The organism is Klebsiella sp. 2019SCSN059 (assembly GCF_021739525.1).
Classification (GTDB): Bacteria; Pseudomonadota; Gammaproteobacteria; order Enterobacterales; family Enterobacteriaceae; genus Klebsiella; species Klebsiella quasipneumoniae.
The window spans coordinates 241,713-252,771 of record NZ_JAKKOM010000006.1; the positions used below are offsets into that span (position 1 = coordinate 241,713).

The window sequence follows — 11,059 nt, forward strand, 5'->3', positions numbered from 1 at the left end:
TTACTCCTTATCTTTGGGCTCCGGCAAACGCCAGAAATCGAAAAAGTTAAACCAGTCGAGCGGCGACTGCAGCGCGTAATATTCCAGCCGTTCGGCGTAGCGATCGATGATATGTTGCAGTGCCTGCTGGCGATTGGCGCGCGGCAGCGGCAGCGGGTCAGCGAACGGCTCACAGTAAATGCGCAGCTTGCCCTGCTGACGCAGAGCGAACATCAAATTGACCGGGCAGCGCAAAATAGCCGCGAGGATAAAGGGCCCCTGCGGGAAGGGGGCCGGTTGCCCCATAAAACGGCTCCAGCAGACGCGCCACTCGCCGCCGCGCTGCGGATTGACCGCAATACGATCGCCGACAATGGCGATCCATTCTCCGCGATCCAGTTTTTCCTGTAGCAGCATGGCGGTCTCCGGGCCGATATCGGTGACCGGCAGCAGGTTGAGTCCGGCCTGCGGGGCCATCTCCGCCATAATCTGCTTAAAGCGTTGGGCATTGTCGCTGAACACCAGCGCGTTGATGGTCTTGCTGCCCTGCAGCTGCGCCAGCGCACGGCAGGCTTCAACATCGCCGAGATGTGAGGCCAGCAGTAGTTTGCCGCGCGGATCGTCGATATTGAGCGTCTCTTCGGCACCTGCGGCAAACACCACATCGCGACCAAACTGCAGTTCGCCGCGCCAGCTGGCGATTTTATCCAGCATCGCGTTGCCAAAGCGCAGGAAGTGACGATAGCTACTGAGTTCGCCCGGCTCCGGCAGCTGACGAGCGGCTAACTGGTCGCGCACGCGGGTAAGCCAGTTTTGTGAAGCGCGGCGCGCGGTGCTGGCCGTTAGCCAGTAGACGCCGACCACCGGGTAGAGCAGCAGCGAAAACGCGTGTCGTCCCAACAGCCGCCACACCAACAGCATCAGGCGCATGCCCCATAAGCCTTTGACCTCCTTCTGGCGCGCCCAGTGCGGCGAAGCGCGGCGAAACAGCAGCGAGGGGATCCGCGGCAACATGCCGAGGAACAGTCGGGTATGCATCAGCGAGATGCGGCAGTTATCTCTGAGGGCATCGAAATGCGACAAACCGTCCGGCGGATAGGTCACACGGGTCGGGACAAAGTAGCTGGTGTTCCCCTGCCAGTAGAGGCGCACCATCACTTCGGTATCAAAATCCATTCGCTTGCCGAGGGGCACGCGCTTAGCCAGCTGCAGCGTCGGCGCCAGCGGATAGACGCGAAAGCCGCACATGCTGTCTTTTAGCTGCAGCGATAGCGTTTCAATCCATACCCAGACGTGGGTGATCCAGCGTCCGTACAGGCGCGAGCGCGGGATTGAGTCGTCGTAAACCGGCTGGCCGGAGATCAGCGCCTCGGGATGCTTCTGCGCCAGCGCCAGCAGCTGCGGAATATCTTCGATGGCGTGCTGTCCATCGGCATCGACCTGCACCGCGTGGCTGAACCCGGCTTGCGCTGCGGCCTGTAATCCGCAGATGACCGCGGCGCCTTTTCCGGCGTTCTGCGGTAAGCGGATCAACGTCAGATCCGGGGTTTCCAGCGCCAGTCGCTCCAGCTCCAGCTGTGTGCGACTGTCGCTGCCGTCGTCCACCACGATACAGGGAAGATCAAACGGCTGCAGGCGCGCCAGCACCCGCGACATCATCGCGCCGTGGTTATAGCACGGGATCACCACGCAGGGGGAAAAGGTTAGCGACATAAGCGAATCTTCCCGCTGCTGGCGGTATGTCGTGTTTCGCCATCGTGGCGCTGATAGCTGAAGGTGATGAGCTGACGCGCCTCCTGCCAGCTAAGAGTGAGCGTCACGATCGCCCCCGGCAGGAGCGGCGACTGGAATTTCACATTGTGAATATCGTGAAAGCGCCAACCGGGCGCCAGCAAGGTGGTGGCGTAATGCATCGCCCAGTCAATCTGCGCGACGCCTGGCAACAAGGGCTGAACGGCAAAGTGGCCGCGAAACCAGAATAACGCCGGATCCACCGATAAAATGATTTCAACCCGATCGGCTTGTGGCTGACGGCGCTCAATTTCATGGGGCTGCATGAAATAACTCCTGTAACTCCGCGTAGACACGCTTGTTCATACTATTGACGGGGATCTCGTCGATAACCCGCCAGTAGCGGGGAATGGCGACCGGTTCCAGCAGAGGGCGCAGTGCTTTTCGCCAATGAGTCTCCTGGCTTTTTCCCCAGCGCTGGCGGGCATGGTTATCCAGCACCAGCAATACGCCAATACTCTGACGGCTGCCGCGGGTGATGGGTAACACGGCGGCATCAATGATGCCTTCAAGTTCCAGCAGGCGCTGCTCCACTTCGCTCAGCGATATGCGCTTCTCTTCAATTTTGACCACGCGATCCCGACGGCCTGCCAAATGGAAGTGGCCACTCTCGCGAAAATGCAAAATATCCTCGAGCAGCTGGCCGCGGTTATCGGTAATAAGCGGAGAAAAGAGGCGGAACGCATCGCCTTCTGGCTGAAAGCGGATGCCGGGAAACGGTTGCCATGGCGCCTCATCCTGCACGCGCTGGCGGCAGGCGATGACGCCGCTTTCCGTACTGCCGTAAATTTCATCCGGCCAGGTATTGCACCAGCGGGCGGTTTGCACGGCATCCTGCCAAAGCAGCTTGCCGCCTGCGGACACGATCATTTCGATCGGCGGAGGGGTAAGCCGGTGGTCGAGACGTTTGAGGAAGGCCGGACTACTAATAAACAGATAGCGATGCTTCCGGCTTAACGCCGTTAACTGCTCGGTGTACTCCAGCATGTCCGCGTGAAGCGGTAAACCCAACGCCATTGGCAAGAACAGTCGAAACGTCAGGCCATACAGATGCTGCGGCGCTACGGATGCCACCACCCGACAGCCTGCCAGACCCCCGGCATAGCAGGCGGATAACAGCGCCGCCTCGCGGTCGAGCGATCCGATCGGTTTGCAAATTCGCTTCGGTTGACCGGTGGAACCGGAGGTGAATAACTCAATGCAAGCCTCTTTGCCTGGCGCGGGAAAATGCATCTGGCCGCTCGTTACCGTCATCGTGGACTCGACAATCACCAGCGCGCCATCCCATGCCAGCGCTTTATCGCTGAGGATGCCGTCAAACAGCGCCTTCTGCTCATTTAACAGCGAAATACGGCCGTGGCCGGGAAGGACCGGCGTTTTGCCGGCATGCAGGGTTGCCAGCAGAGCGACGATAAACAAGTAGCTATTTTCAATGCACAACGCCCAGCGCATGGCTGGCTGCTGACGCAAGTGCGTGAGCAGGTGGGCGACATCATGGCGCAGATGTGCAAGCGTCCAGAGGTGCGTGTCCTGCCAGGCGATCGGCGTTTCCGGCGAACGCGCGGCGCTGAGCCACTGGTCCAACGGGAGAGGCTGCTTCATGGTTTATCTCGTTTTATCACCCGCTGGCGCACCAGCCACTCGCCGGCCATGAGCGTGCCCATCAGCAGATAGGAAATCATGCCGTTCCACGCCGTCCACAGGGACAGATCGCCATACAGCGCGGTAAAAAGCGCAATGCCACCGTTAATGATGAAAAAGGCGCACCAGATTTGGGTGACGCGCCGGGTATAGCGTACAGCCCGCTCCGGAAGATCCGGTTCACGCAGTCGCGCCAGACGCTCGATTATCGGCATCGTGGACCATAGCGAACCGCCAAACACCGCCAGCATCACGCTGTTCACCACCACCGGGTAAAATAGCAGTAACTGATGGGTTTTCAGCAGGTAGCTGGCAATACACAGCGTCATGCCGGCCACCGCCACAATCTGAGTGACCACGCTCAGCGCTCCCGCCCGTCGCCGGGTCTGACGAAAGCGTAAAAACAACATCAGCGCCATGAGCGGTAACAACCCTTGCAGGCTGTTATGCGCGAGGCCGAACCAGATGATAAACGGCCAGGCCAGCAGCAATATGCCCGTCAGCAATGGCACAACTGGCAGTGAGCGAATGCCCGACACGGTGAATTATTCTTCTTTGAACAGGCGTTCTACCGCATCGACCACATCCTGCACGGTGCGGACAGTTTTGAACTCTTCTGGCTTGATTTTCTTACCAATTTTCTTTTGCAGATGGACGATCATGTCGATGGCGTCGATACTGTCCAGTTCGAGATCTTCGTACAGGCGGGCCTCAGGCGTAATATCCTGCGGATCGATTTCAAACACGTTCACCAGCAGCGCGGAGATTTCTTCGTAAATGGCTTGTTGTTCATTCATAACCACTCTCCTCAGGCGCGCTGTGCTTGAATAAATGCCGCCAGCGTGGCGACAGAGTAGAAATGCTGACGCATCTCTTCACTTTCAGCCGACAGCACCACGCCGTACTGATTTTTCACCGCCAGACCCAGCTCCAGCGCATCAATTGAGTCCAGACCCAGACCATCGCCAAAAAGCGCGGCGTCGGTGTCGATATCATCAGCGGACAGCTCGTCCAGGTTCAATGTACTGATGATCAGATTTTTAATTTCAAGATAGAGCGCTTGCATCATTCATTCCTGTTTCAGGGAGAGTGCCTGTTTCTAATTTAAGCAAAATATGACGGTTCAACTGTCTTGCGGCCAGCGCCGGTTCTTGTTTATTGGCATCATAAAACTGATGTATTGGCAGCCGTTCTCCAACCTCGACGGTAAACCGCGGCTTAGTTGGCGGCGCGTCGTACCATTTGCTTTGTTTACCCAGCATATGCTCGGTACAGCGGATGACGACAATGCGTAAATCGCTGCCACAGCGTACCGCGATATTAGCCGCCCCCCGCTGTAGCTGCATTTTTTTCCCCGGCACGGTGCGCGTGCCTTCAGGGAAAATCAAAATCGTATCGCCTTGCTGTAAACGCTGCCGGCTTGCCGGCAGCAGGGCATCGGCCTGATCGTTAATCAGATAATCGGCGGCGCGGATCACGCCGCTGACGAATGGATTTTTCAGCAGCGCGCTTTTTACCATGCAGTCGGTCTCCGGCATCACCGACGCCAGCATCACGTAGTCAATAAGGCTGGGGTGATTGGCGACCACCAGGCAACCGCGCTCCGCGCGCAAAATATCGCGGCCATCGATACGGTAATCGAGAACGCCGACGCTTTTCACCACGCTGAGGAATACGCGAAAGCTAACGGAAATGCTGCGCCGCGCGATACGGCGTCGGCGGGTTTTATTACGTACCAAAACCAGCAGCAGATTAAACCAGATGAGCGAGAGCAGCAGGCCGCCAATGCCAAACAGTGCGAAGCAGAAACCGGTCATCGCTGCGCGCCAGAGCCGATTAAGCCGGTGGAAAAACGGCTTCATGCGCGGCTCCATTGCCATTGCACGCGATCGCCGGGAAGCGTGAACGTGCAGGCATTCTGCAAATAGTACTGCAAGAACAGTAAACTTTGCGGTAATGGACTTTCAGCAACGGCTGCATGAGGCTGGGCGTGGCATTGCCACTGGCGACCGGGCTCAATCACCCAGGCTGCCGCATAGGGCCAGGTGGTGATACCTGACGGCAACTGAGCGTGGTAAAACTCAGGGAGAAAACCGTCGAAATCAACCATCAACACGCGCTGATAACCCGCCTGTAGCAGGCCCATCACTTCGTATAATCCCTGCTGAAACGTATCGCGCCCGGCAGAAAGGGATGACGACATAATCGCTTTTTTTGCAGCAATCGTCAGATTACCCACGGCGGAATTATGCACCGATAAGGCGAAATCGGTCGGCGAGATCGCTTGCTCCATAGCCAGCGCATGGAGGATCCGATAGTTGCGCTCCAGTTCGCCGTGACGGCTGGTATAAAGAACGGCATCGATTTCATGGCGACGGAGCATAGCCAGACCGCATTCCACAGCCAGCTTACTTCCCGAGCTGAGTCGGCGTGCGGTCATCATCGGCAATTCGCTGAGTTTGGGTGGCGCCGCGGCGGGATCGATGGCGTGCAAATGCTGTGACCACCGTTGCCATTGCTCGGGGCCACTGACGCCAGGCGCGAAGGCCTGCCAATCAACAATGTTAAATGAAAATGTCATCCACTCGCATCCGCGATCAATCAATTATTCTTGTGGCATATCAACAAGGTATGCCCAACGCCTAAATTATCGTGACGCTGTTCTACTTCGAACCCCGCCATTTCAAGATAGCGGTAAAACTTCTCTACGCTGTAGAAACGGCTGTTGCCGTTGGCCATACAGGTAAAATAGAGTGAAGACGCATTCAGACTAAATGATGCTGCTTCAAATTTCTGCGCATCCCAGAACAATTCCAGAATGTACAGGCGGGCGCCAGGTTTCATGACCTGTGCCACGTTACTGAGTATGGTGATGATTTGTTCTGGCGAGAAACAGTCCAGGAACTGACTCATCCACCAGATATCCGCTTCTCCGGGTAGGGGGGCGTCACTCAGCATATCCACAGCATGAAAATCGATGCGATGGGCAAGGCCAGCATTTTCTATATTTTCCCGTGCCAGTGCAATTTGTTGCGGTAAATCTAATAACGTGACCGCGATATTTTCATCGTACTGGCAACAGCGTAGCGCCCATTTCCCGGTATTACCGCCTACATCGTACAGCCTTGCGGGCTGGCTGGCGAATACATAGGGCAGCGCTGCAGTGAAGGCGCCATCGGAATAGTAATGGTCGAAGGCAAACCAGCTTTTGCGCGCCGCGGGTGGTAGCTGTGACAAGGCAGGGTAAATCGTTGGCCACTCACCAAAAACTTTTAATCCTGAAGGCTTTCCCTCCTGGAGCGCATTTTCCAGAAAGAATAATCCTTGATAACAAACGTCTTGAGTAAAATCCATATTTACTCGCGTCATCGGATCATGAAGTAAGAAATGTCCTATTTTAGAGAGGTGGTAGCGTTCCTCTTTATAGGTCAGGATACGACCGCTTAATCCCATATCGAGCAAAACGCTAACGGCATATTCTTTTCCGTCGAAAATTTCACTGATGGCTGCAAACGTTGCACCGCGTTTACCTTGTTGGTCCAGATAACCCAGAATACCTGAGTTGCGTAGACATAATGCGGTTTGAAAGAGCATGGGGGCAAAAGCAATACGCTGCGCTTCAGTAATGGCATCAAGTGCGCTGAGAGAATCCTTTTGGTACACGTTCGGTACAACCTTATTACAAATAATCGGCGAAACGGGTCAGTAGTGACCCGTATGTATATTTATTGTTGCAGAGCGGTGTTTGCTGCCAGCGTAACCTGAATATCTTTATCGAGGTTGTGTACCCAGCGGTTATAGTTTCTATGAATTTTTCCGTTGGCGGCCATGAGATTAATGCTACTCACATAGACAATAGAATAACTTGTTGCGGAGTAGTTAATTTTAATATCCGCGACATGGTCGCGATTTTGCAATTTACCTTTTATGACGCCAGGGCCCGCGTCAGACATAATCCATTGGCGCTGAGCACCTGCTTTGATAATGGCATCCTTGACCTGCGCTTCCGTATGGCCGGCGCTCACTATCGCATTGACCTGTTCAATAGGGGCTGTCCGTGCGCAACCGGCGAGCGCACCGACAACCGTAGCGGCAATCATCCAGTGAATAATTTTTTTCATGAATACTCCATGTCAATATATTGGCTACTGGCATTAACTTATGCCACGTAAGAAACTTTTATATAGGCTGATATGCTGTGGTTGTTCTGTCAGGCAATATGTTCATCTGTATTAAAACAGGCCGGAGGGGGAAATATGATGTTATTGAAATATTAACATCATGATAAACAATGAGACGCTATCAGAGCCGTGAGGAAGTATAAGTAATTTAACCCTGCTCAGGCAATAGCGATAATTATTAATGTGTATATATCCTTCCATTAAGGAAAGTCGAATAATCGTCGCGGCGATTTATGCTGATGAGCGCGGCGATGGCGCCGCTGAGGTTATTGCCATCGGAAGGCTGCTTTTCAACAGAAGTCGTGGTAATAGTGGCTCTGTATAGTACAAATCTGGTGGAACCTGATGCCCGAACCCGTCGCCGAACCGGCGCTCAATGGACTGCGCCTCAATCTGCGGATTGTCTCCGTGGTTATTTTTAACTTTGCCAGCTACCTCACCATCGGCTTGCCGCTGGCGGTACTTCCTGGCTATGTGCATGATGTAATGGGCTTTAGCGCTTTCTGGGCTGGCCTGGTGATTAGTCTGCAATATTTCGCCACGCTGCTCAGCCGCCCGCACGCCGGGCGCTACGCTGACCTGCTGGGGCCCAAAAAGATTGTCGTCTTCGGCCTCTGCGGCTGCTTTTTAAGCGGTCTGAGCTATCTGCTGGCCGCCTGGAGCAGCGGCTGGCCGCTGGTTAGCCTGCTGCTGCTATGCCTCGGGCGGGTCATTCTCGGCATCGGCCAGAGCTTTGCCGGCACCGGCTCGACGCTGTGGGGCGTCGGCGTTGTTGGGTCGCTGCATATCGGGCGGGTGATCTCATGGAACGGCATTGTGACCTACGGGGCGATGGCGATGGGCGCCCCGCTCGGCGTGCTGTGCTATTCGCAAATTGGCCTCAGCGGCCTGGCCGGGGTCATTATGGCGGTTGCGCTGGTGGCTATCCTCTGCGCGCTGCCCCGCGCAGCGGTGAAGGCGGCGAAAGGCAAAGCAATGTCGTTTCGCGCGGTGCTCGGGCGGGTGTGGCCCTACGGCATGGCGCTGGCCCTGGCCTCCGCCGGTTTCGGGGTTATCGCCACCTTTATCACGCTGTTTTATGACGCCAAAGGCTGGGACGGGGCGGCCTTCGCCCTGACGCTGTTCAGCTGCGCGTTCGTTGGCGCGCGGCTGCTGTTTCCCAATGCCATTAACCGCCTCGGCGGGCTGAACGTGGCGATGCTCTGCTTTAGCGTGGAGATCATCGGCCTGCTGCTGGTCGGCTTTGCCGATACGCCGCTGCTGGCGAAAATCGGCACCTTTCTTACCGGGGCCGGGTTCTCACTGGTCTTTCCGGCGCTGGGCGTGGTGGCGGTGAAAGCGGTGCCGCAGCATAACCAGGGGTCGGCGCTGGCCACCTATACCGTGTTTATGGATTTGTCGTTAGGCGTCACCGGGCCGCTGGCCGGCTTGCTGATGGCGTGGACCGGGATCCCGGTGATATATCTGGCGGCGGCAGGTCTGGTGATGGCGGCGCTGCTGCTGGGCTGGCGGTTAAAAAAACGGCCTCCGGTCAGCGAACCGGAGGCCGTCGCACCAGGCCAGTAATTACTGGATGGTGAGGGTGCTGATGATGCTTTCCGCTTCGGTCTGCGCCTGCTGCTGGTTGTCCGCCGGCAGGGTGACCTGCAGGGTCAGCAGTTTGTCATCCACTTTGCCGAGGAGCACGGAAGACCAGGCGGTCTGCCCCTTGGCGGAGATGATGCTGTCCAGCTGCTGCAGGGTGTGACCTTTGATCTCCAGCGATTTATTGCTCACAACCTGCAGCTGTGGGTCACGGCTACGCTGCTGATCTTCCAGGCGTTTCGCCAGCACCGCCAGGTCTTCATTGGTGCTGTCGCCGACGATGACGATGACTGCTTTCTGGCCGGTGGCGTCAGAATAGACGTGCATGTTGTTCGCCTGAGTACCCAGTTTGCCGCTCTGGTCGGCCATGCCCGCAGGCAGGGTGAAGCTCAGTTTGCCATCCAGCAGGCTGATCGCCTGGCCGCTGGTGTTGCTCTCCGCTGCTGCCCCAACGGTTGGCGCTTTTGAATCGCTGTTATCGCAGGCGGCAAGCCCCATCACCAGCAGGCCAATACCGACATATTTAACCAAATTGCGCATTGACATCTTCCTTTCGATAAACGGCCACTAATGGCTCATCCGGCTATCTTAACACATCAGCCCGCGAGTACCTTTAACTCGGCTGCAATGCCGACAAATCAGATTTATCCGCCAGCCTTTTCAACAGCATATTTAACAGTACGCCGTACATCGGCAGGAAGAAAATGATGCTGATAAGCACTTTAAAGCTGTAGTCGACGAGGGCGATTTCCCCCCAGTGGGCGGCCATAAACGGATCCGGGCTGCGCCAGAAGGCGATGAAGAAGAACGCCACGGTATCGCTGATGTTGCCGAACAGCGTCGAGGCGGTGGGGGCCAGCCACCAGCGGCGGCTCTGCCGCAGGCGGTTGAAGACGTGGACGTCGAGGATCTGCCCCAGCGCATAGGCCATAAAGCTGGCGATGGCGATACGCGCGACGAAGAGATTAAAGGTGCCCAGCGCCGCGAAACCCTGCCACTCGCCCATGTAAAACAGGGCGGAGATGGCGTAGGAGATGACCAGCGCCGGGACCATCACAGCAAAAATAATGCGTCGCGCCAGCGGTGCGCCAAAAATTCGCACCGTCAGATCGGTGGCGAGGAAGATAAACGGAAAACTGAACGCCCCCCAGGTGGTATGGAAACCAAAGATGGAGATCGGTAGCTGAACCAGATAGTTGCTGGAGGTGATCACCAGCAGATGAAATAGCGAAAGCCAGACGAGCGCTTTTTTGCGCTGTACGGTAGTAAACGGATTCATATTGTGACCTTTTTATGCCCGTCATGCTTCAGGTAAATGAGCAATCGGCAGCGGAACGTTGGGGTGAGGGAACCCAATGAAAAACGGCTGCATGATACTGCGTTGCCGGCGTAATGCAATGGTTGTTTTTCGCGCAAACGTTAACCTGGCTTGCGTACTGGCGAGCTGGGGGTAAACTAGGGCCGTTTTGTTGATGTGAGACTAAAATGAGCGAACTTTTCTCCACTCCAGACCACACTCTGGATGCCCTGGGACTGCGCTGCCCGGAGCCGGTCATGATGGTGCGTAAAACCGTGCGGACAATGCCCGTCGGCGAGACGCTGCTGATTATTGCTGACGATCCGGCCACCACCCGCGATATCCCGGGATTCTGCCGCTTTATGGAGCATGAGCTGGTGGCCCAGGAAACCGAAGCTCTGCCGTACCGCTACCTGATCCGCAAAAGCCACTGAGCCTCTCCCGGATGGCGGCGCGTAGCGCCTTATCCGGGCTACCCGACGGTCCGGAATCGTAGCCCTGCTAAGCGCAGCGCGAGCAGGGAATACCCCGGATAGCGGCGCGTAGCGCCTTATCCGGGCTACCCGACGGTCTGGAACCGTAGCCC

At 56.4% G+C, this 11,059-nt stretch carries 14 protein-coding genes; 2 read left to right on the top strand and 12 right to left on the bottom strand.

Translation table 11 applies throughout. The features are described from left to right. The 10 genes from L2I46_RS10195 to L2I46_RS10240 form a co-directional block, all read right to left on the bottom strand. On the bottom strand, positions 1–1,692 hold the full coding sequence (locus L2I46_RS10195; RefSeq protein ID WP_044524982.1) for a glycosyltransferase family 2 protein: 1,692 nt from the start codon (positions 1,690–1,692) through the stop codon (positions 1–3). After that, complete coding sequence (locus L2I46_RS10200) at positions 1,683–2,036, bottom strand: ApeI family dehydratase (protein ID WP_023291247.1); 354 nt, start codon at positions 2,034–2,036, stop codon at positions 1,683–1,685. Before L2I46_RS10200 ends, L2I46_RS10195 begins: the two co-directional genes overlap by 10 nt. After that, positions 2,023–3,372 (bottom strand): AMP-binding protein, encoded by a 1,350-nt coding sequence (locus L2I46_RS10205; protein WP_236947823.1) that lies wholly within the window; start codon positions 3,370–3,372, stop codon positions 2,023–2,025. The genes L2I46_RS10200 and L2I46_RS10205 overlap by 14 nt, the downstream gene beginning before the upstream one ends. After that, positions 3,369–3,950, bottom strand: coding sequence for a hypothetical protein (locus L2I46_RS10210; RefSeq protein ID WP_023291245.1), 582 nt, complete (start codon positions 3,948–3,950; stop codon positions 3,369–3,371). The genes L2I46_RS10205 and L2I46_RS10210 overlap by 4 nt, the downstream gene beginning before the upstream one ends. Before the next feature lie 6 nt (positions 3,951–3,956). Then, positions 3,957–4,208 (bottom strand): acyl carrier protein, encoded by a 252-nt coding sequence (locus L2I46_RS10215; protein ID WP_023291244.1) that lies wholly within the window; start codon positions 4,206–4,208, stop codon positions 3,957–3,959. Positions 4,209–4,219: 11 nt separating this feature from the next. Further along, complete coding sequence (locus L2I46_RS10220) at positions 4,220–4,477, bottom strand: phosphopantetheine-binding protein (RefSeq protein ID WP_023291243.1); 258 nt, start codon at positions 4,475–4,477, stop codon at positions 4,220–4,222. Next, positions 4,458–5,291, bottom strand: coding sequence for a lysophospholipid acyltransferase family protein (locus L2I46_RS10225; protein ID WP_171879206.1), 834 nt, complete (start codon positions 5,289–5,291; stop codon positions 4,458–4,460). The genes L2I46_RS10220 and L2I46_RS10225 overlap by 20 nt, the downstream gene beginning before the upstream one ends. Continuing rightward, positions 5,270–5,992, bottom strand: a complete 723-nt coding sequence (locus L2I46_RS10230) for a beta-ketoacyl synthase chain length factor (protein WP_065883184.1) — start codon at positions 5,990–5,992, stop codon at positions 5,270–5,272. Before L2I46_RS10230 ends, L2I46_RS10225 begins: the two co-directional genes overlap by 22 nt. A gap of 20 nt (positions 5,993–6,012) precedes the next feature. Beyond that, positions 6,013–7,074: a methyltransferase gene (locus tag L2I46_RS10235; protein WP_032454260.1), complete on the bottom strand. Its 1,062-nt coding sequence runs from the start codon at positions 7,072–7,074 to the stop codon at positions 6,013–6,015. A 62-nt stretch (positions 7,075–7,136) separates the two neighbouring features. Then, on the bottom strand, positions 7,137–7,532 hold the full coding sequence (locus L2I46_RS10240; protein WP_023291239.1) for an LptM family lipoprotein: 396 nt from the start codon (positions 7,530–7,532) through the stop codon (positions 7,137–7,139). A 405-nt stretch (positions 7,533–7,937) separates the two neighbouring features. Here L2I46_RS10240 and L2I46_RS10245 point away from each other — a divergent pair, with 405 nt between their 5' ends. Next, complete coding sequence (locus tag L2I46_RS10245) at positions 7,938–9,158, top strand: MFS transporter (protein WP_023291238.1); 1,221 nt, start codon at positions 7,938–7,940, stop codon at positions 9,156–9,158. Here L2I46_RS10245 and L2I46_RS10250 read toward each other — a convergent pair whose 3' ends face one another. Then, a complete protein-coding gene (locus tag L2I46_RS10250) occupies positions 9,159–9,716 on the bottom strand; it encodes a DcrB family lipoprotein (protein WP_023291237.1) in 558 nt (185 codons plus the stop codon). A gap of 73 nt (positions 9,717–9,789) precedes the next feature. Continuing rightward, on the bottom strand, positions 9,790–10,455 hold the full coding sequence (locus tag L2I46_RS10255) for a 7-cyano-7-deazaguanine/7-aminomethyl-7-deazaguanine transporter (protein ID WP_023291236.1): 666 nt from the start codon (positions 10,453–10,455) through the stop codon (positions 9,790–9,792). Positions 10,456–10,661: 206 nt separating this feature from the next. Between L2I46_RS10255 and tusA the strand changes: the two genes are divergently transcribed. Beyond that, a complete protein-coding gene (gene tusA, locus L2I46_RS10260) occupies positions 10,662–10,907 on the top strand; it encodes a sulfurtransferase TusA (protein ID WP_002920858.1) in 246 nt (81 codons plus the stop codon). The last annotated feature ends 152 nt before the right edge of the window (positions 10,908–11,059 follow it).

Bases quoted from the DNA above. Each gene is read 5' to 3' on its own strand.
- L2I46_RS10195 (WP_044524982.1), bottom strand. From the start codon at position 1,692: ATGTCGCTAACCTTTTCCCCCTGCGTGGTGATCCCGTGCTATAACCAC.
- L2I46_RS10200 (WP_023291247.1), bottom strand. From the start codon at position 2,036: ATGCAGCCCCATGAAATTGAGCGCCGTCAGCCACAAGCCGATCGGGTT.
- L2I46_RS10205 (WP_236947823.1), bottom strand. From the start codon at position 3,372: ATGAAGCAGCCTCTCCCGTTGGACCAGTGGCTCAGCGCCGCGCGTTCG.
- L2I46_RS10215 (WP_023291244.1), bottom strand. From the start codon at position 4,208: ATGAATGAACAACAAGCCATTTACGAAGAAATCTCCGCGCTGCTGGTG.
- L2I46_RS10220 (WP_023291243.1), bottom strand. From the start codon at position 4,477: ATGCAAGCGCTCTATCTTGAAATTAAAAATCTGATCATCAGTACATTG.
- L2I46_RS10225 (WP_171879206.1), bottom strand. From the start codon at position 5,291: ATGGCAATGGAGCCGCGCATGAAGCCGTTTTTCCACCGGCTTAATCGG.
- L2I46_RS10230 (WP_065883184.1), bottom strand. From the start codon at position 5,992: ATGACATTTTCATTTAACATTGTTGATTGGCAGGCCTTCGCGCCTGGC.
- L2I46_RS10240 (WP_023291239.1), bottom strand. From the start codon at position 7,532: ATGAAAAAAATTATTCACTGGATGATTGCCGCTACGGTTGTCGGTGCG.
- L2I46_RS10245 (WP_023291238.1), top strand. From the start codon at position 7,938: ATGCCCGAACCCGTCGCCGAACCGGCGCTCAATGGACTGCGCCTCAAT.
- L2I46_RS10250 (WP_023291237.1), bottom strand. From the start codon at position 9,716: ATGCGCAATTTGGTTAAATATGTCGGTATTGGCCTGCTGGTGATGGGG.
- L2I46_RS10255 (WP_023291236.1), bottom strand. From the start codon at position 10,455: ATGAATCCGTTTACTACCGTACAGCGCAAAAAAGCGCTCGTCTGGCTT.
- tusA (WP_002920858.1), top strand. From the start codon at position 10,662: ATGAGCGAACTTTTCTCCACTCCAGACCACACTCTGGATGCCCTGGGA.